A 25,271-nucleotide genomic window follows, 5' to 3' on the forward strand; every position below is an offset into this window, starting at 1 on the left:
CACCCTGAATGATAAGGGAACCGGCTGTGACGCGCAGCCATCCACCTTCCGAACGTCATGGCCTGGCTTTCAGCTCCAGAAACGCCATTGCAAGCATTCCCACAGCCACCGCCAGCCACAGGCTGACCAGCCGGATGCCGATGGCCACGGTCAGCGCGGTATCGACCGCAACGCCGCTGGCACCGAGCATGACCACGATCGCCGCCTCGGTGGTGCCCACGCCGCCGGGAACAAAGGACAGGGCACCGACCAGCATGGCCAGCGGGTAGATGCCCAGCGCCAACGGCCACGGCAGGGCAATGCCCAGCGCCTGGCAGAGCAGGGCGAAAGCAGTGGCGGTCAACAACCATGCGGCAGCGCCCTGCAGGCTGGCGGGCAACAGCAGGCGTACGTGCAACAGCGGGCCAAGGGCGCCTGCGCCGCTGACCAGGAAGTGGCCCAGCCGCCGCACCGGCGAACCCGGCAGGTGCTCGATGATGCGATGCGCGGTGCGCGCCAGCGGCGGCCAGCAGCCCAGCAGGGCCAGCACCAGCAGCACGCCCAGAATGATCGCCGCCAGCGCGCCGAAGGCCGGAATCAGGTGGGCCGCACCGATCGCCAGCGCGGTGATCACCAGCAGGTCCAGCGCACGTTCGAAGATGAAGCTGGCCAGGGTGGCACTGGCCGGAACGCCCTGCCAGTCGAAATAGCGGATGCGCAGCAGTTCGCCGGCCTTGCCGGGCGAGGCGGTGAAGGCAAAGCCGGCCAGGTAGGCCAGTGCGCCCCGGCCCCAGCTGTGTGGGTGCAGCCCTTGTGCGGCGAGCACCGCGCGCCAGCGCTGGTAGCGGAACACATAGCTGGCCAGCACCAGGGCGCTGCACAGCAGCAGCGTGCTGGCCTGCGCGGCCAGCTGCGAAAGGATGTTGCGGTCGCGGTCGATGTACCAGAGGACCGCCAGGTAGGCCGCCGCCGTGGCGGCGACCCACAGGCCTGCGCGTCTCCGGCGAGCCGGCTTCACCGGCGCCGGGGACGAGCAGTCAGACATTACAGCGCAGCTTCCAGTTCCGGCAGGATCGCAAACAGATCCCCCACCAACCCAATATCGGCAATCTCAAAGATCGGCGAATCCGGATCCTTGTTGATCGCGACGATCGTACCGGCGTCCTTGATGCCGGTCAGGTGCTGGATCGCACCGCTGATGCCCACCGCCACATACAGCTCCGGGGCGATGATCTTGCCGGTCTGGCCCACCTGCAGGTCGCTGGGCACGTAGCCGGCATCGACTGCGGCGCGCGAGGCACCAACGGCGGCACCGAGCTTGTCGGCCAGCTGGAAGATGACCTTGAAGTTCTCTTCCGAACCGACGCCGCGGCCACCGGAGACCACGCGCTTGGCGCTCTGCAGGTCCGGGCGGTCGCTGGCACCAGCGGCGAGGCCGACGAAGCGGGTGTGGGTCGGCAGGGCAGCATCGACGCTGGCCGCTTCGATGGCGGCGCTGCCGCGCTGGGCGGCTTCCGGCCACGAGGCGGCACGCACGGTGGCGACCACGATCTGGTCGGCCGGAACTTCCACGGTGATGATCGCGTTGCCGGCGTAGATCGGGCGCTTGAAGGTATGGCTGCCTTCAACGGTCATCAGGTCGGAGACCTGGTTGACGCCAAGCAACGCGGCCACGCACGGCATCAGGTCCTTGCCGAAGGTGGTCGATGGGCCGAACACGTGGGTGTAGCCCTTGGCCAGCTGCGCGATCTGCGGCGCCAGCACCTGCGCGATGGGCTGCGCGTTGGCAGCGTTGGCCACGGTCAGGACCTTGGCGACGCCGGTGATCTTCGCGGCCTCGGCAGCAACGGCGGCCGGGTCGGCGGCCAGCACCAGCACGTCGATGCTGGCACCGCTGATGGCGGCAGCAGCGCTGACGGTCTTGGCGGTGGCGGCGTTGAGCTTGCCGTCCTGGTGTTCGGCGATGACGAGAATCTTGCTCATTACAGCAGCCCCTTCTGCTTGAGTGCGGCCACCAGTTCGGCCGCGTCCTTGACCATCACACCCTTGCTGCGCTTGGACGGTGCAGCGTATTGGGTGGTCTTGAAGGTATCGGCGGCTTCAACGCCGAGGTCGGCCAGCTGCAGGGTCTCCAGCGGCTTGGCCTTGGCCTTCATGATGTCCGGCAGCTTGATGAAGCGCGGCTCGTTCAGGCGCAGGTCGGTGGTGACCACCGCCGGCAGGTCCACTTCCAGCGTTTCCAGGCCGGCGTCGACTTCGCGGGTCACCGTGGCCTTGCCGTCGGCAATGTCCAGCTTGCTGGCGAAGGTCGCCTGCGGACGGCCCCACAGCGTGGCCAGCATCTGGCCGGTCTGGTTGGCGTCGTCGTCGATGGCCTGCTTGCCCAGGATCACCAGGTCCGGCTGTTCCTTCTCGATCAGCTTGAGCAGGGTGCGTGCGGCGGTCAGCGGCTGGATGGCCTGGTCGGTGACCACATGGACGGCACGGTTGGCACCCATGGCCAGGCCGTTGCGCAGGTGCGCCTGGGCGTCGGCCGGAGCAATGGTGGCGACCACGACTTCGCTGGCGATGCCCTTGTCGCGCAGGCGCAGGGCTTCTTCCAGCGCGATTTCATCGAAGGGGTTGGGGGACAGCTTGACGCCGTCGGTGACCACGCCGGAACCGTCCGGCTTGACCTGAATGCGGACGTTGTAGTCCACCACGCGCTTGTACGCGACGAGGATTTTCATCTGGTACGGGGTCCTTCAATAACGGGGAGAACGTCCGGTCCTCGCACAGCAACCGGTTCGGGGGTGGGATCCCGATTCTAGCTGGCTTGAGGGAACCATGCGAATGCGTATGGTTATGCTGCGGTGCGGCATGGTTCGCGTGAATCCAGTGCGTCGTTCACGTCACGCAGGCAGTCGTGAAGACGAACCACATGTATCCTGTGCTGCTGTGCTGGGTGCTTCATGGCGCCCTTTGGATGAATTTCGATCAGGAGAACAGGTAGTGCCCACATGGCTTGTCACCGGCGGTGCCGGATTCATTGGCGGTAACTTCGTTCTCGAGGCCGTCACACGCGGCGTCAAGGTCATCAACCTCGACGCCCTGACCTATGCCGGCAACCTGAAGACCCTGTCCAGCCTGGACGGCAACCCGAATCACGTGTTCGTGCAGGGCGACATCGGCGATCAGGCGCTGGTCACCCGCCTGCTGGCCGAGCACCGGCCGGACGCCGTGCTCAACTTTGCTGCCGAGAGCCACGTGGATCGCTCCATCGACGGTCCTGGCGCCTTCATCCAGACCAACGTGGTGGGCACCCTGGGCCTGCTGGAGGCGGTCCGTGACTACTGGAAGGCGCTGCCGGCCGAGCAGGGCGCGGCGTTCCGCTTCCTGCACGTGTCCACCGACGAGGTGTACGGCACCCTGGGTGAGACCGGCAAGTTCAGCGAAACCACCCCGTATGCGCCGAATTCGCCGTACTCGGCGTCCAAGGCGGCGTCGGACCATCTGGTGCGTGCGTTCCACCACACCTACGGGTTGCCGGTGCTGACCACCAACTGCTCCAACAACTACGGCCCGTACCACTTCCCCGAAAAGCTGATCCCGCTGGTGATCGCCAAGGCGCTGGCCGGCGAGCCGCTGCCGGTGTACGGCGATGGCAAGCAGGTGCGCGACTGGCTGTTCGTGTCCGATCACTGCGAAGCGATCCGCACCGTGCTGGCCAAGGGCCAGGTCGGCGAGACCTACAACGTCGGCGGCAATTCGGAAAAGCAGAACATCGAAGTGGTGCAGGCCATCTGCGCCCTGCTGGACCAACGCCGCCCGCGCGCGGATGGCCAGCCGCGCAGCAGCCAGATCACCTACGTCAGCGACCGCCCCGGCCATGACCGCCGCTATGCGATCGATGCCTCCAAGCTGAAGAACGACCTGGGCTGGGAACCGGCCTACACCTTCGAGCAGGGCATCACCTTCACCGTCGACTGGTACCTGGACAACCAGGAATGGGTCAACGGCGTGCTGGACGGCAGCTACCGCCTGCAGCGCATCGGCACCGCGGCCTGAACCCAGGAGACGACATGACCCAGCGCAAGGGCATCATCCTCGCCGGCGGCTCCGGCACCCGGCTGTATCCGATCACCAAGGGCGTCAGCAAGCAGCTGCTGCCGGTGTATGACAAGCCGATGATCTATTACCCGCTCAGCGTGCTGATGCTGGCGGGCATCCGCGAGGTGCTGATCATCAACACCCCGCACGAACAGGCGCTGTTCCAGCAGCTGCTGGGCGACGGCTCGCAGTGGGGCATGGACATCCAGTACGCCGTGCAGCCCAGCCCCGATGGCCTGGCCCAGGCCTACCTGATCGGCCGCGACTTCGTGGCCGGCAAGCCGAGCTGCCTGGTGCTGGGCGACAACATCTTCCACGGCCACGGCCTGCGCGAGGTGCTGCGCAACGCCGACCAGCGAGAGCAGGGCGCGACTGTATTCGGTTATTGGGTCAACGACCCGGAACGTTACGGCGTGGCCGAGTTCGACAAGGACGGCAAGGTCATCGACCTGGTCGAGAAGCCGGAGAATCCGCGTTCGAACTACGCGGTCACCGGCCTGTACTTCTACGATGGCAATGCCAGCGACTATGCGGCCGAGCTCAAGCCGTCGCCGCGTGGCGAGCTGGAGATCACCGATCTGAACCAGCGCTACCTGCGCGAGGGCCACCTGCACCTGGAGGCGCTCGGCCGTGGCTACGCCTGGCTCGATACCGGCACGCACCAGTCGCTGCTGGAGGCCTCCAACTTCATCGAGACCATCCAGACCCGCCAGGGCCTGCAGGTCTGCTGCCCGGAGGAAATCGCCTTCGGCCAGGGCTGGATCAACGCCGAACAGCTGGAAGCCCTGGCGGCGCCGCTGATCAAGAATGGCTACGGCCAGTACCTGCACAAGCTCGCATTGCGTGGAGTTGTTCCGTGAAAGTGATTGAAACCAAGTTGCCTGGCTGCGTGGTGATCGAGCCGGCCGTGTTCGGCGATGCGCGCGGCTATTTCTTCGAGACCTGGAACGCCGAGCGCTTTGCCGCGCTGGGCCTGCCGGATCGCTTCGTGCAGAGCAATGTTTCCACCTCGGCCAAGGGCGTGCTGCGTGGCCTGCATTACCAGTGGCCGCGCCCGCAGGGCAAGCTGGTCAGCGTGCTGGAAGGCGAGGTCTATGACGTGGCCGTCGACATCCGTCGCGGCTCGCCGACCTTCGGCCAGTGGGAAGCGGTGGTGCTGAGCGCGGAGAACAAGAAGCAGTTCTGGATTCCGGAAGGCTTCGCCCACGGTTTCGCCGTCCTGTCCGAGCGCGCGGTGTTCAGCTATCTGTGCACCGAGGTCTACCTGAAGGACTTCGATGCCGGCGTGCGCTGGAACGATGCGGATATCGCCGTGGACTGGCCAGTCAGTGCACCGACGTTGTCGGCCAAGGACGAGAACGCGCCGTTCCTGAAGGACATCGCCGAAGACCGCCTGCCGGTCTACGTGCCATGACCGTTCTGGTCTTCGGTGGCAACGGCCAGGTCGGCCAGGAGCTGCTGCGCGCGCTGGCGCCGCTGGGCAAGGTGGTCGCGACCACCCGCAGCGGCACTCTGCCGGATGGCAGCACCTGCGAAACCGCCGATTTCGGCCAACCTGAAAGCCTTCCGGCCCTGCTGGACCGTCTTCAGCCGTCGGTGGTGGTGAATGCTGCGGCCTATACCGCCGTTGATCGTGCCGAGCAGGATGTGGAAGCTGCGTTTGCCGCCAACGCGCAGGCACCGGGCGTGATCGCGCGCTGGTGCGCGGCCCGCGGCGTGCCGTTCGTGCACTATTCGACCGACTACGTGTTCGATGGCCAGGGCAGCGCGCCCTACCGCGAGGACGAGCCGACCGCACCGCTGGGCGTGTATGGCACCAGCAAGCGCGACGGCGAGGACGCGGTGCGTGCCGCAGGCGGGCGCCACCTGATCTTCCGCACGGCATGGGTGTATGCCTCGCATGGCGCGAATTTCCTGCGCACCATGCTGCGCGTGGGCGCCGAGCGCGATGCGTTGCGGGTGGTGGCCGACCAGGTCGGCACGCCGACGCCGGCCGCGCTGATCGCTGATGTCACCTTGCAGGCGCTGCAGCATCCGGGGCAGTTGTCGGGTACCTGGCACCTGACCGCCAGCGGCCAGACCAGCTGGCATGGGTTTGCCGAGGCGATCTTCGCCGAAGCGTTGGCCACCGGCGTGTTGGCCAAGGTGCCGACGGTCGAGGCGATTCCCAGCTCCGAGTATCCGACCCCGGCAAAGCGTCCGGCCTGGTCGGTGCTGGACAACCGCAAGCTGCAGCAGGATTTCGGCATCGTGCTGCCGAGTTGGCAGGATGGCCTGAAGCGGGTGATGGCGGAGATTGCCTGACCCGGCAGGCGGCGTGCCGACCAACGGTCGGCACCCACCCCGACCAACGGTCGGCCGCCTCCAGCGGGCGCCGGGTCAGCTGCGCCCGTAGGTGTCCTCGAACCGTACGATGTCATCCTCGCCCAGGTAGCTGCCTGACTGCACTTCGATCAGTTCCAGCGGCAGCTTGCCCGGGTTGCGCAGGCGATGGGTCACGCCCAACGGAATGTAGGTGCTCTGGTTCTCGCTGAGCAGGATCACTTCATCGCCACGGGTCACTTCGGCGGTGCCGCTGACCACGATCCAGTGCTCGGCGCGATGGTGGTGCATCTGCAGGCTCAGGGTGCCACCGGGCTTGACCGTGATCCGCTTGACCTGGAAGCGCTCGCCGTTGTCGATCGAATCGTAGGCGCCCCACGGGCGATAGACCTTGCGATGCCAGGTGGCCTCGCTGCGGCCTTCGGCCTTCAGCTGTGCCACCACGGTCTTGACCTCCTGCATGCGGTCGGCCTTGCCCACCAGCACCGCATCGTCGGTCTCGACCACGATCACGTCATCGAGGCCGACCATGGCCACCAGGCGCTGGCCGTAGGCATAGGTATTGCGGCAGTCGATGGCGATCACGTCGCCCTGGTGCGCATTGCCATCGCCGTCCTGCTGCGAGACATCGCGCAGCGCGGTCCACGAACCCACATCGTTCCAGCCGGCATCCAGTGGAATCACCACCGCATCGGCAGTCTTCTCCATCACTGCATAGTCGATCGAATCGGACGGAACGGCAGTGAAGGCATCCTTGTCCAGGCGGGTGAAGTCGGCATCGCGGCGCGCCTGCTGCCAGGCCTGGCGGCTACCAGCCAGCATCGCGGGCTGGAAGCGTTCCAGCTCCTGCAGGTAGCGCGAGGCCTTGAACAGGAACATGCCACTGTTCCAGTAATACTGGCCGCTGCTGACATAGCCGGTCGCGGTATCCAGGTCGGGCTTCTCGACGAAGCGCTCGACCGCACGCAGGCCCTGGCCATCGGCGGCCTTGATGTAGCCGTAGCCGGTTTCCGGTCCGGTCGGCACGATGCCGAAGGTGACCAGCTTGCCGGCCTCGGCAGCGCCGGCCGCCGCCTGCACGGCGCTGCGAAATGCGGTCTCGTTGCTGATCACGTGGTCGGACGGCAGCACCAGCAGCAGGGCGTCGGCACCGTCGCGGGTGGCTTCCAGCGCGGCCACGGCGATCGCCGGGGCCGTGTTGCGGCCGATCGGCTCGAGGATGATCGCGGCCGGCTCGGCGCCAACCTGCTGCAGCTGCTCGGCGGCGACGAAACGGTGCTCTTCGTTGGCGATCACCAGCGGCCCGCGCGCGGCGATCGGCGCCACGCGCTTCCAGGTGGCCTGCAGCATCGTCAGTTCACCCGCCAGCGGCAGGAACTGCTTCGGGTACGCCTCGCGCGACAGCGGCCACAGGCGGGTACCGGATCCACCGGACAGGATGACGGGCTGGATGCTGCTCATGCGTTCCTCGGTTACTGCTGGATCAGGCGGGAGATGTCGTCGGTGCGCGCCTGCATCAGCGCTGCATCGCCGCGTGCTTCAACATTCAGGCGCAGCAGCGGCTCGGTGTTGGAGCTGCGCAGGTTGAAGCGCCAGTCGCCGAAGTCGGCACTGATGCCATCGGTGTGGTCCAGGGTGGGCGACTGCGCCGCGAAGTGCTCCATCACGCGCGCGACAGCGGCCTTTGCATCGGTGACCTTGAAGTTGATCTCGCCGCTGCAGGGGTAGGCCGCCATGCGGTCTTCGACCCAATCGGCCAGCGAGCGCCCGCTTTCGGAAACCAGCTGGGCGATCAGCAACCACGGGATCATGCCGGAGTCTGCATAGGCGAACTCGCGAAAATAGTGGTGGGCGCTCATCTCGCCGCCGTACACCGCGTCTTCGGCGCGCATCTTTTCCTTGATGAAAGCGTGGCCGCTCTTGCACTGCACCGGTACACCGCCGGCCTGCTCGACCATGTCCACGGTGTTCCAGACCAGGCGCGGGTCATGCACGACCTTGCCGCCCGGGTTACGCGCCAGGATCGCCTTGGCCAGCAGGCCCACCAGGTAGTAGCCCTCGATGAAGCGGCCGGTGTGATCGAAGAAGAAGCAACGGTCGAAGTCACCATCCCAGGCAATGCCGAAATCCGCGCCGTGTTCGCGCACCGCGTCGGCGGTGGCGGCGCGGTTCTCCGGTAGCAGCGGGTTGGGAATGCCGTTGGGGAAACTGCCGTCCGGCTCGTGACAGATGCGGATGAACTCGAACGGCAGGTGTGGTGCCAGCAGGTCGACGATGGCACCGGCGCCGCCGTTGCCGGCGTTGACCACCAGCTTCAGCGGTCGCAGCTTGCCAGCATCGACATAGCTCAGCAGATGCTGGATATACGCGCTCTTGTCGTGCCGGGCGCTCTGCCCGGCACGCGGCGCTTGCGCCGCGGACGTATCGGCGGCAACCGCATCGGAAATCGCGAACAGGCCAGTATCGGAGCTGATCGGCCGTGCGTTCTCCTTGACCAGCTTCATGCCGTTGTAGTCCATCGGGTTGTGGCTGGCGGTGACCATCACGCCACCGGCCGCGCCCAGATGGTCGGTCTGGAAATAGACTTCTTCCGTGCCGCACAGGCCGATGTCGATCACCTCGCGCCCGGTACCGCGCAGGCCTGCGGCCAATGCGTCCTGCAGCGCGGGGCTGGTCAGGCGCACGTCGTGGCCGAGGACCACTGGACCGGGAGCGAGCTGCGCGGCCAGGGCGACGCCGATGCGGCGGGCCAGGTCTTCGTTCAGTTCTTCCGGCACGCGGCCGCGGATGTCATAGGCCTTGAAGGCGGGCAGGGGCATCGATCGGGATCCTTGGGGAGCTCAGCCCACGATTGTAGTCCCAGTCCTGTATGGGAATCGTTTCCATGGCGCAACGCCACGTGACTGGCGTCCGAGGGTCAGGTTCGCGTCGACCGCTTGCCCGCTTTACGCAAACGCTTGCCGGGCAGCCCCGGCAACGGCGCCAGCAGCGCCTGCACGTCTTCTTCGCTGAAGCGCGGCCCTGTAGCGCCGCCGCCTTCGAGAATGGAGTCGGCCAGCGTGGCCTTGCGCTCCTGCAGCTCGGCAATCCGTTCTTCGATGCTGCCTGCGGCGATCAGCCGGTAAACGAATACCGGCTGCTGCTGGCCGATGCGATGGGCGCGATCGCTGGCCTGGTTTTCGGCCGCCGGGTTCCACCACGGATCGAAGTGGATGACGGTATCGGCGGCGGTCAGATTCAACCCGACGCCACCTGCCTTCAGGCTGATCAGGAACACCGGCACCTCGCCTTGCATGAAGCGCTGCACCGGCGTGGCCCTGTCCTGGGTGTCGCCGGTCAGGGTCACATAGACCAGGCCCAGATCATCCAACGCCTGCGCGATCAGCGTGAGCATGCCGGTGAACTGCGAGAACAGCAGGATGCGCCGGCCTTCCTCGACCATCGACGGCAACATGTCGCGCAGCAGCTCCAGCTTGGCCGAACCGGCATTGCGGGCCGGAGCGTCGCCTGGCAGAAGGCGCGGATCGCAGCAGACCTGGCGCAGCTTCAGCAACGCATCCAGCACCACGATATGGCTGCGCGCCAGCCCGCTGCCGCTGATGGCCTCGCGGACCTGCTTTTCCATTGCCGCACGCACGGTTTCATAGAGATCACGCTGGCCGCCCTCCATTTCCACCGCGCGGGTAATGACGGTCTTGGGCGGAAGCTCTGACGCCACCTGGTCCTTGCGCCGGCGCAGGATGAACGGACGCAGCCGTTGCGCCAGCAAGGTGGCGCGGCGATGGTCGCTGCCACGTTCGATCGGATGGCGCCAATGCTGGTTGAACTGTTTCTCGCTGCCGAGCAGGCCGGGCAGCAGGAAGTCGAACTGCGTCCACAGTTCGCCCAGGTGGTTTTCCAGCGGCGTGCCGGTCAGGCACAGCCGGTGGCGCGCCTGCAGCGTGCGCAGGGTGATGGCCGCACGTGATTTCGGATTCTTCACCTGCTGGGCTTCATCCAGAATCAGCAGATGGTAGGCATGTGCCTGCAGCGCCTGCTCGTCGCGCCACAGCAGAGGGTAGGTGGTGAGTACAAGGTCGTGCCCGGGAATCGCCTCGAACAGCGTTTCACGTGCCGGCCCATGCAGGGTCAGCACGCGCAGGCCCGGGGTGAAGCGTGCCGCTTCGCTCTGCCAGTTGTGCAGCAGCGAAGTGGGCACCACCAGCAGCGCTGGACGGTCCAGGCGGCCGGCTTCCTTCTCGACCAGCACATGCGCCAGCGTCTGTACGGTCTTGCCCAGCCCCATGTCATCGGCCAACACGCCGCCCAGGCCCTGCTGGCGCAGGTACTGCAGCCACGACAGGCCTTCGCGCTGATAGGGACGCAGCGTTGCCACCAGCCCTGCCGGCGGCGGCACTTCACCCAATGCGGGTGCCTGCATCAGCCGCTGCACCAGCGCCTGGGTGTCCTTGCGCCCCCGGAACTGCAGGCGCGCCGTGTCCTGCAGCGCCTGCAGGCGGCCACGGTCAAGCGCAGACAGGCGCAGCGGCGCGCCGCGCTGGGCGAACAGGTCCGCCAACAGGGCCACGATCGGCTTCAGTCGTGCGGCCCGCAGTGCCAGACACGTGTTGTCGCCCGTCGTCAACAGGATGTTCTCATCGTCGCCGATGGCGTCCAGCTGGCCACGCATCCAGCGGGGATCGGACTGCAGCACCTGCTGCAGCAGCGGAACCATCGACACGTTGCGGCCTTCCACCGGAATGTCCAGGCCCAGGTTGAACCAGCCCGCATCCGCCGGGTCCGCCTGGATGTCCAGGTCGATCACATCCACCCGGGTGATGCGATGGCGGAAATCGTCGTCCGTCTCCACCTTCCAGCCCAAGGCTTCCAGGCGCGGCACGTCGTCCAGCAGAAACCGTGTCCAGTCATGGGTGCGCAGCTGGAACTGAGGTCCTGCGCCCTCCAATGGCGCCCGCGGAGCCGTGTCGCGATGCAGTCCCACCGTGCGCAGCTCGGCCTCACGCCGTGATTCCTCAGCCAGGTCGCGGGGCAGCAGGGCAAGCTGGCCCTCCGGATCGTGTGCGAACAGGCTCGGATCGTCCAGGAACCGGATGTGCTCGTCGTATTCGAAGGCCACGGTCGCGATATCGGCCCATTGCGAAGCGTCGCCACGGCCAAGCCATGCCGGCCGGAACTCGATCGTATGCAGGCGCAGCACAGGAATCATCGAAGTGATCTGCAGGGTGGGCAGCGTGTCGCTTGCACCGGGGCGCGGCAGCGCAGGGTCGATCTGCTGCAGCATCTGTGCGACCACCGACGCTTCATTGGGTAACAAACTGGGCAGGCTCAGGAACGCGTCGGCGTCTTCGGGCCTGACATCCAGCTGCAGTGGACCGACCTCGCCGGTGACCGGGTCCAGATAGCACGCACTCCGGCCCAGGACCACGCCTCTGGCGCCGCCCTCCACGCTCAACGTGGGTTCCAGCAGCGTCGCGCCCTGCGCCATGTCAACGGCCCAGCCCAGTTCGCCGCGGCGTGGAGCGCCCGACCGGGCCGGCACGTCCTGCGTACCACATGAGACCCAGCCATGGCCGCTGGAGACGATCAGCTGCAGGGTGGCCGCGAAGTCGATCCATTCGTCTTTCGTCGCGGGCTGCCGCTGGGTGCGTAGCTGGATCATCACCGCCAGATCAGTCGGGGTGAGGTATGCGGGAGGCTCCAGCAGCAGGTCTGCGGTGATATCCATCCACTTGCCCGGGCTGATCGCACCATCGGCACCGTACTTGACGCGCCGGACCAGCACGGCGGGGCGATGGTTGTAGGTGGACAGTTCGAAGATGACACCGTTCCGGCGTGGCCGAGGCGGCTGGATACGGGCGCTCTGCCAACGCGAAAGCTCCGCCAGCAGCTCAGCACGCGGCGGTTGCGCCAGATCCTGTTCGGTCAGGGGGCCCTCGTCGTCCGTGGCCACCGGTTGCAGCATGTGGGAGACCAGCACCGCCGCCACATGCTTGCAGGCGCGGCCGACGGGGCAGGAGCAGGCACTCTGCAGGCGGCTGCGCGCGGTGCGCATACTGGCGGCCAGATCGATCTCCACGTGGTAGGGATGCCTGGCCGAACCCTGCACCTCGGCCGTCAGCAGGCCCTCGCGAAGTTGCCGGTTGCGCACGCCCCCCAGGCACTGCTCGCTCTTCTGCAGTGTCCATTCGTCGATCCAGCGGAACAGGTCTTCATCGGTGAAGGTCAGCGTCATCGTAAATGGAGGGGCGCAGGCGCTGAAGCACCCTTCTGGGGGAATCGCCCATTCTACCCAATGCCCGCCCGGTGCTCCGTCAATGCTGCGGCGCATCCAGGCCCTTCGCCGCCCTCCAGCTAGAATGCTGTCATCCTCAACGTGCAGGGTAGTACAGCAATGCAGCAATCGACTTCCGGCGGAAAGCGCGGCAAGCGCTTCGCCAGTGCGGCGGAGGCCCTGCAGGGGGTGGTCGCCGATGGGCAGACCCTGGCCGTGGGCGGCTTTGGCCTGTGCGGCATTCCCGAGGCGCTGATCGCTGCGCTGCGCGACAGTGGCGTCAAGGGCCTGACCGTGATCTCCAACAATGCCGGCGTCGATGGCTTCGGGCTGGGCCAGCTGCTGGAAACGCGGCAGATCAAGAAGATGATTTCGTCCTACGTGGGCGAGAACAAGGAATTCGAGCGGCAGTTCCTGGCCGGCGAGCTGGAACTGGAGTTCAACCCGCAGGGCACGCTGGCCGAGCGCCTGCGTGCCGGTGGCGCGGGTATTCCGGCGTTCTTCACCGCCACCGGCTACGGCACGGTGGTGGCCGAGGGCAAGGAAACCCGCGAGTTCGACGGCAAGCACTACGTGATGGAGACCGCGCTGCGCGCCGACGTGGCGCTGGTCAAGGCCTGGAAGGCCGACGAGGCCGGCAACCTGGTGTTCCGCAAGACCGCACGCAACTTCAACCCTGCCTGCGCGATGGCCGGCAAGGTCTGCATCGTGGAGGTTGAAGAGGTCGTGCCGGTCGGCGCCATCGACCCGGATCAGGTGCACCTGCCGGGCATCTACGTGCACCGCATCGTGCACAACGCGCATCCTGAGAAGCGAATCGAACAGCGCACCATCCGCGCGGAGGGCAACTGACATGGCGTGGACCCGCGATGAAATGGCGGCCCGTGCCGCCCAGGAACTGACCGATGGCGCCTATGTGAACCTGGGCATCGGCCTGCCGACCCTGGTCGCCAACCACATTCCCGAAGGCGTGGATGTATGGCTGCAGTCGGAAAACGGCCTGCTCGGCATCGGCCCGTTCCCAACCGACGCTGAAGTCGACGCCGACCTGATCAATGCCGGCAAGCAGACGGTCACTGCACGTGCGGGCGCCAGCTACTTCGGCAGCCACGACAGCTTCGCGATGATCCGCGGTGGACACGTCAATCTGGCCATCCTCGGTGCCATGCAGGTGACCGACAAGGGCGACCTGGCCAACTGGATGGTGCCCGGCAAGATGGTCAAGGGCATGGGCGGCGCCATGGACCTGGTGGCCGGCGTGCAGCGCGTGGTGGTGCTGATGGAGCACACCGCCAAGAACGGTGAGCACAAGATCCTGGCCGAATGCACGCTGCCGTTGACTGGCGTGGGCGTGGTCGACCGCATCATCACGGATCTGGCGGTGTTCGACGTGACTGACGATGGCCTGCTGCTCGTGGAAGCCGCACCGGGCGTGGGCGATGAGGAACTGGAGGAAAAGACCGGCGTTGCGTTCCGCCGTTAACCCGGCGTTGCTGCGCTGACCGTGCCTCGGCCGGTGAATGCGTCCTCGGTGGCCAGCTGGGCAAGCGCCTGATCGGCATTCCAGCGGCCACTTCCCAGGCAATGCAGTGGCACCTGGACGCCTTCGGCGTCCAGGTTCAACTCGGCGATGTCCTGGCCGATCGCGATGCAGGCCTCGTCGATGAAGGCCAAGGCCCCGGCATGGACGTCAGCGAGTGTGGATACGGCCTGTGCAGTCAGTTCCATCGGTCCGAAAGCAGGCTCGTCGGCACTTCCCGCGAAGCCGTTGAACTGTCCCTGCGGCGCCGCCAGCAGTGATTCCAGCAGCAGATCATTGGCAAGAATGATTGAGTCGTCCTCGCTGCTGCCGCTACGGCCATCGAAATACCGCGCTTCGGCCCAGCCATGGTCTGCCAGCGCACTGGCGCCGGCGCGAAGCGCCATGTAGACCCCCCCCAGGGGTCTGTCGAGCAGGCGTGCCAGATTGCGCTGGATGCTGCCGGCGTAGCCGACATCCACCACCATCGGTGTAGAGGTGCCCATCATTCGTGCGCAGTAGGCGCGGTAGCTCTGCCGTTGCTGGTCAGCCAGCTCCAGCAGCGCATCGGCTGCTGGTTCCAGCCAGTGCAGCACGTCGCCTGCCATCTCCGGCAGGAACACGTCGCGCTCCATCAGGCCAGGCTGCAGCGTTGCGATCCGGGTCGCGGCCTCATCACCCAGGCGGGCCTGCAGCAGGCCACGCAGCGGCCCGTTGAACGTGCCCTGCACGATGAGTGGCAGATCGGCAGTGGTGAACAATGCAGGCAGCAGCGTGCCCCGGCGCGAAGCCAGGAAATAGCTGCCCTTCAACGTGGCTGCGGCCGGATGTGCGCGTTGTAGACGGGTGAATGCCTGCTCCAGCAGATAGCCCTCGCGGCTCAGGAACAACAGGTGGTCAACGTCATGATCGTGGGCGACGCTGACGGCATACAGCAGGAAATCCAGCACGAGTGGTCCGAGTACGGCATGGCCGAGCATGCGCCCATCAAGCTGGGGACGGCCGAGCAGGCGTTGTGGTGAGGTGTCGGCGAGGGTGGCGAAGCCATTGGCCAGCAGGCCGCGCCAGAGCTGCTCCGGCCACGGTGCCTGCGCGCCCGATGGGTGGCGAAGCGGGCGCAGGCCGGGCACCACGTCCAGCAGTGCTGACGGGCGCAGGACGTGCACGGGCGTGAGCAGCCCGGCCAGTTGTGGCATCTGGACGTCGGCGTGTTCGTTGTCGCCGATATGCAGCCAGCGACCGTCATCACGGCCCTCCCGCTGTGCCAGCTGCTTCCAGCTGCCCGTGGCGTCCTTGCGCAGGCCGGTCTCGCACGAAATCCACCAGCGCGAGATACGCTGCTGCACCTCGTCGGGCAGAACCTGGCGCATGTCATCGCCGGACAGGTACATGTCGGAGAACGCGGTGAGTGGCGTCAGCTGGGGGTGCGCAAGCGCTGCCAGCACGCCTTGCCGCGGGCTGAGCACGGCACGCTCATGCGCCCGCTCGGCATCGGCCAGCATGTCCGCGTCCACGCCCGGCAGCGACAGGCGCGCAGCCAGCTCGGTATGGATTTCTGTCAGGGTGGGATCGCGCTGCAGGCGCTCTCGCAGGCTGCTTTCCGCATCGGCGCGATGCCGGGCGAAATCGCTGATGCCCCACTGCCGCTGGAGTCGCCAGGCCAGATGGTCGCGCGCGGCGGACGGTGTCAGGAAGGCGCGGGTGACCAGCGTATCGAAGATATCGACCGTAACCAGGCGCGCTTCGAGTGACGCCAGCGTCACGCGGTCGGCCAAGGGGGTCTGCAGTGCCTCGCCGACGTTGCGCTCGCCTTCGGCAGCCAATGCCAGGGTGCCATCGGGCGGCAGGATGCCGAGGCGGAATCCCTGGTGGCGGGTGATGACGCCGAATAGTCGTTCAACGGCGTGCTGCAGGGTGCCATCCACCTGTCCCCGCTCGGGCGGGAACGCGCTCAGTGGAAGGTTCAGCTCGTATAGCGGTCGCAATGCATCCACCCGCGCCCAGAACATCGAGCCAGCGGGAAAATCAATGTAGCGCTGCGCATCCAGGGAGATCCCCAGCTGCTGTGCAAGGGCTTCGCAGGCGACCCCATTGCTCAACCATGTGTGTGCCCACAGCGGTACACCCCGGTAACTTTCCGGATAGACTAGGCCCAACCTCCGGTCGGCCTGGAAAATGCCCAGGAGCCAGGCGATGCGCTCAGGCGAACCGAGCAGGCTGTCCAGCAGGTAGCGACGCCACTGCTCCTGCTCACTGCCGGTGTAGAGCGACTTCTTGGTGTGAATGTGGCACACAAGGTCGAGTGCGAGGATTTCCTCCCGGAAGGTCACCACGAGTGGTGCAATGTCGCGGCCACGGTTATCAACCTGGCGGATGACCAGATCCTCCACGTTGTGGAGGCGGCCGAATGCTTCGCGTGCGCTGACCGAGGCCCTGTCATCCATGACCGAGACCAGCAGGGTGAAGCGCAGCGGCATGCGCCCGAGTGTGGCGGCAAACTCGTCGATCAGGTCGGGGTAGAACAAGTGGGCCATCACGCCTGTACGCAGCTGCAGCTGCTCCAGGGGCACTGGTGCTGGCAGGGGAGGCGCATCGAAAGGCTCGCAGGCACGGGTGCGGACTGCGCCGGCCGAGCGCAGGCGCGCGATGAAGCCGCGCACGCCCATTGCGCGAATGACTTTCAGAGCCCGCAACAGCACCAATCCCAGCCCTGCCATGCCGCCGCCATGGCGTTGTACCGATCGCCGTGCGGCTTCGAGGTAGCGTGCCGGATTCATGGCAGGCTCCCGTAGCGGCGGCGCAGAAGTGTACAGCGGGGCATCAGGAGCATGGATTGGTGTGGCAGGGGCATTGGGCCATTCTCCCGCGTGCGCCTGAACGGGGCAAATCAGGCATGCTCCCCTCTGTCCCCTTCCAGTCCGGCGGCTGCATGCTGTTCCCCCACGACCTGCCCGACGCCGACGTCCAGCACCTGCCGGGCTGGCTGGCCGCTGCCGACGCCGACCGGCTCTTGGGAGCGCTGCTGGCCGACGTACCGTGGGAGGTCCACCGCATCCGTTTGCTCGGCAACTGGGTGGATTCGCCGCGGCTGAGCTGCTGGATCGGCGACCCGCAGGCCCGCTATCGCTATTCCGGTGCCGAGTTCGTGCCGCGCCCCTGGCCGCCTGTGTTGCAGGCCGTGCGTGAGCGCCTGCAGGCCGAAGGCCACGGTCGCTTCAACAGCGTGCTGCTGAACCGTTATCGCGGTGGCGGCGATTACATGGGCTGGCACAGCGATGACGAGCCGGAGCTGGGGCCGGCCCCGGTGATCGCGTCGCTGAGCCTGGGTGCGGCGCGCCGTTTCCTGCTGCGCCGACGCGACGATCCGGCGCGCAAGGCTGAATTCCTGCTCGGCCATGGCGATCTGCTGGTAATGGCGGGGCAGACGCAGAGGTTCTGCCAGCACGCGCTTCCGAAGATGGCACGGGTGCAGGGTGAACGGATCAACCTGACGTTCCGCTGGATTGCGCCGCGCTGATCGATCAGCGCGCGACGTTAGGTTGGTCGGCCTGCCCGCTCACCAGTGTCCAGCCCACCACATCCTGCGCCAGCTGCTGCAGGCCGCGCTCGAACGCCGCGGTCACCGCCGGCACATCGGTGCTGCCGACCGGCTGCGCCTGGCGGAAGGTGCGGTCGGCCACCACGCGCTGGTCGGCGACGTGGATCAGCTTGGCGTTGACCTCGATCACTACCGTCGGCGTGGCTTGTCCCTGGTAATCCGATTCGAAGCGGCGCACGTCGGTGGACAGCTTGTAGTCGGCACGGATGCCGGCGGTGCTGCGGGCCACGCCGCGGATGCGGCCGGAATCCTCGAAGCCGCGCAACAGGGTGTCCTCGATCATGTCGGTGGCCGGCTGCGCCCAGCTGGCCCCCTTGTAGATCTCCAGCTGCGAGGGCGTCGGCCGCACGTTGATGCGCGGGCTGTCGACCATGCGCGCGGCGCTGGGCTTTGCCAGCACCAGCTGCCAGCTGGCCTGCGGCCACGCCGGGTCCGCCTTGACCTGCACGGACGGCGAGTACAGCGTCACCGCGGTTTTCTCGCTGCTGCCGAGGATGGAGCAGCCACCCAGCAGGGTGACCATCGAAGCGGCCAGCAGCAGGCGCGGAAGGGTGGTCGGGCTCATTTGGGTTCGAACTCCTTCGGTGCGTCGCGGCCCAGCAGGTAGCGCGCGGGGTTGTTCTCGAGGCGGTCGCTGACCCGGCGCAGGTCGCGGATCAGACCGCGCAGTTCGGTCAGCGTCGGACCCAGCTGGCCAAGGCCATCGTTGGCAAAGCTGTTGATCGCGGCGCGGTTCTCGCCAAGGATCGAATCGGCGTTGCCGGCGGCCGAATCGAGCTTGGCCAGGGTCGTGTCGAGCTTGTCGATGATGCCGGGCAGCTGCTGCACCAGGTTCCTGTCCAGGCGCTCGATGGTGCCGTTGGTGGTCTTCAGCGTGGTGTCCAGGCTGCGGGCGGCATCGCGCGCGCTGAGCAGCAGCGCCTGCGTGCCCTGGTCACGGTCGGCCAGGCCTCCGCTGATCGTCTCCAGGTTGGCCAGCGTGGCATTGATCGAGGCTACGTTGCGGTCGCTGAGGATCTGGTCCATGCGCTCGACGATGCGGTTGGCAACATCGGTGATGTTCTGCAGCGCCGAGGGCGTGGTCGGGATGATCGGTGCCGGATCCTTGTTGACCGTGGTCAGCGCCGGCGACTGCGGCGTGCCGCCGCTGAGCTGGATGATCGACGGGCCGGTCAGGCTGGTGATCGCCAGCTTGGCGCGGGTATCGGTCTTGACCGGCGTGTTGGAGTTCAGGCGGATGCGCGCGACCACCTGGCGCGGGTCGTCCGGCACCAGGTTCAGTTCGGTGATCGAGCCCACCGCGATGCCGTTGTACTGCACCGGGCTGCCCACCGACAGGCCGGTCACCGCTTCGCGGAAGACCACGCGGTACTCCTGCCAGGTGCGGTCGGAGGAGTACTTGGCCGCCCACAGGCCGAAGGCCAGCAGGGCCAGGCCGGTGATCAGGGTGAACGCGCCGATCAGCACGTAGTTGGCTTTGGTTTCCATGGCTCAGGCACTCTCGATCTGTTCGCCACGCGCGGCGCGCGCGCGGGGTCCGTGGAAGTATTCCTGGATCCACGGATGATCCAGTTTCTCGATGTCCGGCAGCGGCGCATTGGCAACGACCCTGCGGTCGGCCAGCACGGCCACGCGGTCGCAGATGGCGTACAGGGTGTCCAGGTCGTGGGTGATCAGGAACACGGTCAGCCCCAGCGCTTCCTGCAGCGTCTTGATCAGGCGGTCGAACGCGGCCGCGCCGATCGGGTCGAGGCCGGCGGTGGGTTCGTCCAGGAACAGCAACGGCGGATCCAGCGCCAGCGCCCGGGCCAGGCCTGCGCGCTTGCGCATGCCGCCGGACAGCTGCGAGGGCAGCTTGTTGATCGCGTCGGCGGGCAGGCCGGCCAGTTTCACTTTCAGCAGCGCCAGTTCGTAGTGCCAGCGCTCGGGCAGTTCGCGGTGGTGTTCCTTCAACGGCACCTGGACGTTCTCACCCACGGTCAGCGACGAGAACAGGGCACCGTCCTGAAACAGCACACCGGTATTGCGTTCGATGTGCAGGCGGCTCTCGGCGTCGTCGGCACGCGCATCGCGGCCGAGGACTTCGATCTGCCCAGCATCCGGCACACGCAGGCCGAGGATCGAGCGCATCAGCACCGACTTGCCGGTGCCGGAGCCGCCGACCACGCCCAGGATCTCGCCACGGCGTACGTCCAGATCCAGGTCTTCGTGCACGGTCTGGCTGCCGAAGCGGTTGACCAGGCCACGCACGCGGATGGCCAGTTCGTGGCCCTGGTCGTCGCGCATGTCGATGGATTCGGGGAGGGCGGATGTGCTCATGTCACCAGTCCATGTGCATGAACCACAACGCCGCGAAGGCGTCGATGATGATCACCAGCGAGATGGTCTGCACCACGCTGGAGGTGGTGCGTTCGCCCACCGACTGGGCGGTGCCTTCCACCTTCAGCCCTTCCAGGCAGCCGATCAGGCCGATCACCAGGGCGAATACCGGCGCCTTCGACAGGCCCACCAGCAGATGCCGCACTTCCATCGTCTCGTGCATGCGCGCGATGTACATCTGCGGCGGGATGTCGAGATCGAACGCGCCGACGGTGATGCCGCCGGCCAGGCCGGCGACCATCGCGATGAAGGTCAGCAAGGGCAGGGTGACCAGCAGCGCCAGCAAGCGTGGCAGCACCAGCAGGTCGACCGGGTCCAGGCCCAGCGTACGCATCGCATCGATCTCCTCGCGTGCCTTCATCGCACCGATCTGCGCGGTGAAGGCGCTGGCGGTACGGCCGGCCAGCACGATCGCGGTCAGCAGCACCGCGAACTCGCGCAGGAAGGCGATGTTGACCAGCTCGACCACGTAGATCTCGGCGCCGAAGTCGCGCAGGATGGTCGAGCCGAGGAACGCGATCACCGCACCCACCAGGTAGGACAACAGCGCCACCAGCGGCACCGCATCCAGCCCGACCTGCTCCATCTGATGCACGGTGGCGGTCAGCCGGAAGCGGCGCGGTTCCTTGACCAGCCGGGCCGCCTTGACCAGGTTCTCGCCAAGGAAGCTGCACAGCGCCTTGATATTGTGGCCGGTGGTGTGGACGCTGACGCCCAGCCGTTCCAGCGCGGCCAGCACACCGAAGTCGCGCTTGGGCTTGGGCCGGTCATCGGCCACTTCCTCGATGGTGCATACGAGCGCCTGGTGGTCCGCGCGGAACTGCAGTGCGTCTTCGTGGAGGTCGGCACGATGGGCCACGCGCAGTACCTGCAGCACGCCGGCCGAATCGAGCTGCTCGATGCCGGTGGCATCGATGCCGGTCAGCGCGTCGGGAACGCCGCGCAGGACTTCGGCCGCGGCCAGCGCGGTCTTCAAGGTCCAGGTGCCGGACAGGCGGATCAGGCCCGGGTCGTGGGCATCCTGTTCGAGCTGGGGGGCGTGGTTCGGGGTGACGTGGGCCATTCGGGTCGCAGCATAACCGTTCTGTATCGGGCTTCGCGTCGAACTTGGATGAATTTCTCCGGCGGGCCCCAGCGTAGGTAATACTACGGCGCATGTCCGCAGATGCTCACACGATCCCCACGCCCCAGGCCACCTACGCACAGCGCGTGGCCTTCGTTTCCGAGATCGCCGGACGCCTGCACAGCTATGGCACCACGGCCCAGCGCCTGGAGACGGCGGTGGTTGCCCTGGCCCGCCAGCTCGATCTGGATTGTGAACCGTGGTCGAATCCCACCGGTATCATCCTCAGCTTCAGCGACCCGGCCCAGGCGATCGGCTCCAGCGACATCACCCGCGTGATCCGCCTGGCACCGGGTGAGAACGACCTGCACAAGCTCAGCGTTGCCGACCGCATAGCCGAAGAAGTGTCCAACGGGCGGATGAGCATCGCCCAGGGCCACACGGCGCTGCGCCAACTGGACAAGGATCCGGGCCGGCGCGGCAAGCTGCGCACCATCCTGTCGTTCACCCTCGGCGCGGCGGGCGTGGCCGGCATGTGGAAGCTGCCGTGGCTGGACATCGCCACTGCCGGTGTCATCGGCCTGATGATCGGCCTGCTCGGCATGGTCACCGATCGCCGCCCGGCCACCCGCGAAGCCGCCGAGGCACTGGCCGCGCTGCTGGCCGGCATGGTCGCCACCCTGGTCGCGTCGTTCATTGGTGCGCTCAACCTCAATACGGTGATCATCGCCTCGCTGGTGGTGCTGCTGCCCGGCATGTCGCTGACCAATGCGGTCAATGAGCTGGCCAGCCAGCACTGGGTATCGGGTACCGCGCGCTTTGCCGGCGCGCTGACCACCATCATGAAGCTCAGCGTCGGCGCGATGATCGCGGTGACCCTGGCCGATGTGCTCGGCCTGGATCCGGTGATCCGGGCCGCGCGGCCGCAGGGGCCGTGGGTGGAATGGGGCTCGCTGCTGACCGCCGCGTTTGCCTTCGCGATGCTGTTCAAGGCCAATCGCCGCGATTATCCGTGGGTGATTGCCGCCTCGGTGGCCGGTTATGCGATCTCCAAGTTCGGCGGCCACGCCTGGGGCGCACCGGCCGGTATCTTCCTGTCGGCAATGCTGCTGACCGCCGGTGGCAACCTGTTCGGTCGCCTGGTCGGGCGTCCGGGCGCGATCATCCGCCTGCCGGGCATCATCATGATGGTGCCCGGCAGCACCAGCCTGCGTGGCGTGCTGACCCTGGTCCAGCAGCAGGACGTGGGCGCCGGCCAGAGCGTGTTCCTCACCGTTCTGAACGTGGTGATGGCGCTGGTGGCGGGCCTGCTGTTCGGCAACCTGCTGATGCCGGCGCGCAAGACCCTGTAGAGCCGAGCCCATGCTCGGCTTTGCATATGGATAGCCGAGCGTGGGCTCGGCTCTACAAACAGGAAACGCCGGCTTTCGCCGGCGTTTTTCATTGCTCCCCGATCCGGCCTCAGGCCTTCTTGATCAGGAAATCTTCCGGCTTCTTGTTGCCCTTGGCGGTCAGTTCAGCCATCCAGCGCGGCTGCTTGCCACGGCCGGTCCAGGTTTCCTTGGGGTTGGCCGGGTTGCGGTACTTCGGGGCAACCTTGCCCAGCTTGCGGCCGGCGGTCTTCGACGGTGCCTTGGCGACCTTGGCCACCTTGCGCGCGCGCGGGGCCGGGGCGTCGCCGAACAGTTCCTCGATGGTGTAGCCCTCGGTCTTGGCCAGCTTGGTCAGCTGGGCGCGCACCTTGGTGATCGGCCGGCGCTTGGCGACGATGGTCTGCTGCTTCTTGGCGGTACGGATCAGGGCGCCCAGCTCGCGTGCTGACAGGCCGGTCAGGTCAATGCTCATTTACGGTTACTCCGGAAACTAATGTGTGGACGGGACAAGCCAGTCCATGGCGTCGGCGGACAGAATAGAGATGAATTAATCACAGCACAAATGCAGGCAGGACATGCCGTGGCGGCATACCAGCACCGTGGCTGCGATTTTGACCGGATTATGTCCGCTGCAATATTGGGGAAGGCCGCAGGCAGAAAAAAAAGACCGGGGCAGGCCCCGGTCTTTCCACGTCAGCCCTGCAGTCGCTGCAGCAGGGTGGCCTTGTCCAGGCTCTCCGCCTCGCTGGCGCGGCGCGCGCGGTACTCGTAGGTGCCGGCGGCCAGGCCGCGTTCGCTGACCACCACGCGGTGCGGGATGCCGATCAGTTCCATGTCGGCGAACATCGCGCCCGGGCGCAGGCCGCGATCGTCGAGCGCGGCGTCCAGGCCGGCGTCGCGCAGCTCCTGCAGCAGATTGGCTGCAGCGTCGGCCACGGCGGCATCGCCCTTCGGGTTGATCACGCACACCACGACCTGCCACGGCGCCATCGCGTCCGGCCAGATGATGCCGGCATCGTCATGGTTCTGTTCGATCGCGGCAGCCACCACGCGCGAGATACCGATGCCGTAGCAGCCCATCGCCATCACTGCCGCCTTGCCGTTTTCATCCAGCACGGTGGCATCCAGCGCTTCGGCGTACTTGCGGCCGAGCTGGAACACGTGGCCGACTTCGATGCCACGGGCGATCTTCAGTTCACCGCCGTCCACAGCACGATCACCGGCACGCACGTTGCGGATGTCGGCCACTTCCGGTTCCGGCAGGTCGCGGCCCCAGTTGACGCCGGCCAGGTGGAAACCGGCCTCGTTGGCGCCGACGACGAAGTCGGCCATTGCCGCCACTTCGCGATCGGCGACCACGCGGATGGCCTTGGCCGGCGCGACCGGGCCGAGGAAGCCTGGCACGCTGCCCAGGTACTCGGCGATTTCCGCCTCGCTGGCGAAGCGCTGCTCGTCCAGCCCGGCCACCTTGGCCAGCTTGATCTCGTTGACCTCATGGTCGCCACGCACCAGCACCAGCACGAACTGCTGTGCCTCGCCTTCGCCGGCGATCAGTGCCACCGACTTCACCGTGCGCTGCAGGTCGATGCCGAGCAGGGCCGCGACGTCCTCGCAGGTCTTCTGGGTGGGGGTATCCACCTTGCGCATTGTTTCGGAGGCGGCCGCACGCGGTGCCGGATCGGCAGCGATCGCCGCCTCCATGTTGGCCGCGTAGTCCGAACCGGTGGAGAACACCAGGGCGTCTTCGCCGGAATCGGCGATCACGTGGAACTCCTGCGAAGCATCGCCACCGATCGCGCCGGAGTCCGCCTGCACCATGCGGAAGTCCAGGCCGAGGCGGGTGAAGATGCGGCTGTAGGCCGACTTCATGTTCTCGTACTCGCGCACCAGGCACTCATCGTGCAGGTGGAACGAATAGGCGTCCTTCATCAGGAACTCGCGCGCGCGCATCACGCCGAAGCGCGGGCGGATCTCGTCGCGGAACTTGGTCTGAATCTGGTAGAAGTTCACCGGCAGCTGCTTGTAGCTGGACAGCTCGCTGCGCGCGAAGTCGCAGGCGGCTTCTTCGGCGGTCGGGCTGTAGCAGAACACCTGGTCCTTGCGGTCCTTGATCTTCAGCAGCTGCGGGCCGAACTTCTGCCAGCGGCCGGTCTGCTCCCACAGTTCCTTCGGCTGGATGGTCGGGATCTGGAATTCCACCGCGCCGGCCCGGTCCATTTCCTCGCGAACGATGCGCTCGACCTTGCGCAGCACGCGCAGGCCCAGCGGCGACCAGGTGTACAGGCCCGATGCCAGCTTGCGGATCATGCCCGCGCGCAGCATCAGCCGGTGGCTGGTCAGCTCGGCGTCGCTGGGGGTTTCCTTGGTGGTGTGCAGGTGGAACTGGGAGAGGCGCATCGTCGGCTTCGGATAACGGCAGAGACGCCTATTCTGCCAGCCCGGCCGGGGGGAGGGGTATCGGCAGGGCTGCGCCCTGCACCCGTCTGAAGCAACGTCAACTGCAACGGCAACAGCAAGAACGGGTTTCCTGGGAGATGGCGGGGTGGGTCCGGTTGCGGGGGGCGCCGTGAATACGTCCATGTAGGCTCGGTCGCCGCATCCATGCGGCTCACGCCCCCGCAACCGGACCCACCCCGCCTTTGACAGACCCCGCGATCTGTTGGACATGCCGATGGGGG

Annotated in this window: 21 protein-coding genes; 8 read left to right on the top strand and 13 right to left on the bottom strand. The window is 66.7% G+C overall.

Annotation, left to right across the window (positions count from 1 at the left end):
• Positions 1 to 55: 55 nt before the first annotated feature.
• The 3 genes from AB839_RS16595 to AB839_RS16605 are packed head-to-tail and all read right to left on the bottom strand — an operon-like array spanning position 56 to position 2,708.
• Positions 56 to 1,024, bottom strand: coding sequence for a lysylphosphatidylglycerol synthase transmembrane domain-containing protein (locus AB839_RS16595; RefSeq protein ID WP_061480206.1), 969 nt, complete (start codon positions 1,022 to 1,024; stop codon positions 56 to 58).
• The gene (locus AB839_RS16600; protein WP_061480207.1) at positions 1,024 to 1,962 is read right to left on the bottom strand and encodes an electron transfer flavoprotein subunit alpha/FixB family protein; all 939 of its coding nucleotides are present in this window, start codon (positions 1,960 to 1,962) and stop codon (positions 1,024 to 1,026) included. The genes AB839_RS16595 and AB839_RS16600 overlap by 1 nt, the downstream gene beginning before the upstream one ends.
• A complete protein-coding gene (locus AB839_RS16605; protein WP_014035896.1) occupies positions 1,962 to 2,708 on the bottom strand; it encodes an electron transfer flavoprotein subunit beta/FixA family protein in 747 nt (248 codons plus the stop codon). The genes AB839_RS16600 and AB839_RS16605 overlap by 1 nt, the downstream gene beginning before the upstream one ends.
• A gap of 262 nt (positions 2,709 to 2,970) precedes the next feature.
• Here AB839_RS16605 and rfbB point away from each other — a divergent pair, with 262 nt between their 5' ends.
• The 4 genes from rfbB to rfbD are packed head-to-tail and all read left to right on the top strand — an operon-like array spanning position 2,971 to position 6,372.
• Entirely contained in the window at positions 2,971 to 4,026 is a 1,056-nt protein-coding gene (gene rfbB, locus AB839_RS16610; RefSeq protein ID WP_061480208.1) for a dTDP-glucose 4,6-dehydratase, read from the top strand.
• A 14-nt stretch (positions 4,027 to 4,040) separates the two neighbouring features.
• On the top strand, positions 4,041 to 4,928 hold the full coding sequence (gene rfbA / locus AB839_RS16615) for a glucose-1-phosphate thymidylyltransferase RfbA (protein ID WP_061480209.1): 888 nt from the start codon (positions 4,041 to 4,043) through the stop codon (positions 4,926 to 4,928).
• Positions 4,925 to 5,482, top strand: coding sequence for a dTDP-4-dehydrorhamnose 3,5-epimerase (gene rfbC / locus AB839_RS16620; protein ID WP_061480210.1), 558 nt, complete (start codon positions 4,925 to 4,927; stop codon positions 5,480 to 5,482). The genes rfbA and rfbC overlap by 4 nt, the downstream gene beginning before the upstream one ends.
• Entirely contained in the window at positions 5,479 to 6,372 is an 894-nt protein-coding gene (gene rfbD, locus AB839_RS16625; RefSeq protein ID WP_061480211.1) for a dTDP-4-dehydrorhamnose reductase, read from the top strand. Before rfbC ends, rfbD begins: the two co-directional genes overlap by 4 nt.
• 75 nt (positions 6,373 to 6,447) lie before the next feature.
• Here the strand turns inward: rfbD and AB839_RS16630 are convergent, their stop codons facing one another.
• The 3 genes from AB839_RS16630 to AB839_RS16640 form a co-directional block, all read right to left on the bottom strand.
• Positions 6,448 to 7,851 carry a mannose-1-phosphate guanylyltransferase/mannose-6-phosphate isomerase gene (locus AB839_RS16630; protein ID WP_061480212.1) on the bottom strand — a complete coding sequence of 468 codons (1,404 nt, stop codon included), beginning with the start codon at positions 7,849 to 7,851 and terminating at the stop codon, positions 6,448 to 6,450.
• 11 nt (positions 7,852 to 7,862) lie between these two features.
• The gene (locus AB839_RS16635) at positions 7,863 to 9,209 is read right to left on the bottom strand and encodes a phosphomannomutase/phosphoglucomutase (RefSeq protein ID WP_061480213.1); all 1,347 of its coding nucleotides are present in this window, start codon (positions 9,207 to 9,209) and stop codon (positions 7,863 to 7,865) included.
• A 98-nt stretch (positions 9,210 to 9,307) separates the two neighbouring features.
• Positions 9,308 to 12,622: a DEAD/DEAH box helicase gene (locus AB839_RS16640; RefSeq protein WP_061480214.1), complete on the bottom strand. Its 3,315-nt coding sequence runs from the start codon at positions 12,620 to 12,622 to the stop codon at positions 9,308 to 9,310.
• Positions 12,623 to 12,781: 159 nt separating this feature from the next.
• Between AB839_RS16640 and AB839_RS16645 the strand changes: the two genes are divergently transcribed.
• Positions 12,782 to 13,513 (top strand): CoA transferase subunit A, encoded by a 732-nt coding sequence (locus AB839_RS16645; RefSeq protein WP_049465322.1) that lies wholly within the window; start codon positions 12,782 to 12,784, stop codon positions 13,511 to 13,513.
• A gap of 1 nt (position 13,514) precedes the next feature.
• On the top strand, positions 13,515 to 14,144 hold the full coding sequence (locus AB839_RS16650; protein ID WP_061480215.1) for a CoA transferase subunit B: 630 nt from the start codon (positions 13,515 to 13,517) through the stop codon (positions 14,142 to 14,144).
• On the opposite strand, the gene AB839_RS16655 is transcribed toward AB839_RS16650, so the two are convergent.
• On the bottom strand, positions 14,141 to 16,957 hold the full coding sequence (locus AB839_RS16655) for a rhamnan synthesis F family protein (RefSeq protein ID WP_061480216.1): 2,817 nt from the start codon (positions 16,955 to 16,957) through the stop codon (positions 14,141 to 14,143). The two genes, AB839_RS16650 and AB839_RS16655, sit on opposite strands and share 4 nt — an antisense overlap.
• A 152-nt stretch (positions 16,958 to 17,109) precedes the next feature.
• Between AB839_RS16655 and AB839_RS16660 the strand changes: the two genes are divergently transcribed.
• A complete protein-coding gene (locus AB839_RS16660; RefSeq protein WP_061480217.1) occupies positions 17,110 to 17,697 on the top strand; it encodes an alpha-ketoglutarate-dependent dioxygenase AlkB in 588 nt (195 codons plus the stop codon).
• Between the two features lie 4 nt (positions 17,698 to 17,701).
• Here the strand turns inward: AB839_RS16660 and AB839_RS16665 are convergent, their stop codons facing one another.
• Genes AB839_RS16665 through AB839_RS16680 form a run of 4 tightly spaced genes read right to left on the bottom strand, consistent with a single transcriptional unit; the run spans position 17,702 to position 21,220 of the window.
• Entirely contained in the window at positions 17,702 to 18,343 is a 642-nt protein-coding gene (locus AB839_RS16665; protein ID WP_049440685.1) for an ABC-type transport auxiliary lipoprotein family protein, read from the bottom strand.
• Positions 18,340 to 19,266, bottom strand: coding sequence for an MlaD family protein (locus tag AB839_RS16670; protein ID WP_005415199.1), 927 nt, complete (start codon positions 19,264 to 19,266; stop codon positions 18,340 to 18,342). The genes AB839_RS16665 and AB839_RS16670 overlap by 4 nt, the downstream gene beginning before the upstream one ends.
• 3 nt (positions 19,267 to 19,269) lie before the next feature.
• The gene (locus tag AB839_RS16675; protein WP_061480218.1) at positions 19,270 to 20,097 is read right to left on the bottom strand and encodes an ABC transporter ATP-binding protein; all 828 of its coding nucleotides are present in this window, start codon (positions 20,095 to 20,097) and stop codon (positions 19,270 to 19,272) included.
• Between the two features lies 1 nt (position 20,098).
• On the bottom strand, positions 20,099 to 21,220 hold the full coding sequence (locus AB839_RS16680; protein ID WP_061480219.1) for an ABC transporter permease: 1,122 nt from the start codon (positions 21,218 to 21,220) through the stop codon (positions 20,099 to 20,101).
• Positions 21,221 to 21,312: 92 nt separating this feature from the next.
• Between AB839_RS16680 and AB839_RS16685 the strand changes: the two genes are divergently transcribed.
• The gene (locus tag AB839_RS16685; protein ID WP_061480220.1) at positions 21,313 to 22,572 is read left to right on the top strand and encodes a threonine/serine exporter family protein; all 1,260 of its coding nucleotides are present in this window, start codon (positions 21,313 to 21,315) and stop codon (positions 22,570 to 22,572) included.
• A gap of 109 nt (positions 22,573 to 22,681) precedes the next feature.
• On the opposite strand, the gene AB839_RS16690 is transcribed toward AB839_RS16685, so the two are convergent.
• Both AB839_RS16690 and AB839_RS16695 read right to left on the bottom strand, forming a co-directional pair.
• Positions 22,682 to 23,065 carry an H-NS histone family protein gene (locus tag AB839_RS16690; RefSeq protein WP_005415203.1) on the bottom strand — a complete coding sequence of 128 codons (384 nt, stop codon included), beginning with the start codon at positions 23,063 to 23,065 and terminating at the stop codon, positions 22,682 to 22,684.
• A gap of 221 nt (positions 23,066 to 23,286) precedes the next feature.
• A complete protein-coding gene (locus AB839_RS16695; protein WP_061480221.1) occupies positions 23,287 to 24,990 on the bottom strand; it encodes a proline--tRNA ligase in 1,704 nt (567 codons plus the stop codon).
• Between the last annotated feature and the right edge of the window lie 281 nt (positions 24,991 to 25,271).

Origin of the sequence: Stenotrophomonas sp. DDT-1, assembly GCF_001580555.1 — a bacterium.
In the GTDB taxonomy this organism is placed as follows: Bacteria; Pseudomonadota; Gammaproteobacteria; order Xanthomonadales; family Xanthomonadaceae; genus Stenotrophomonas; species Stenotrophomonas sepilia.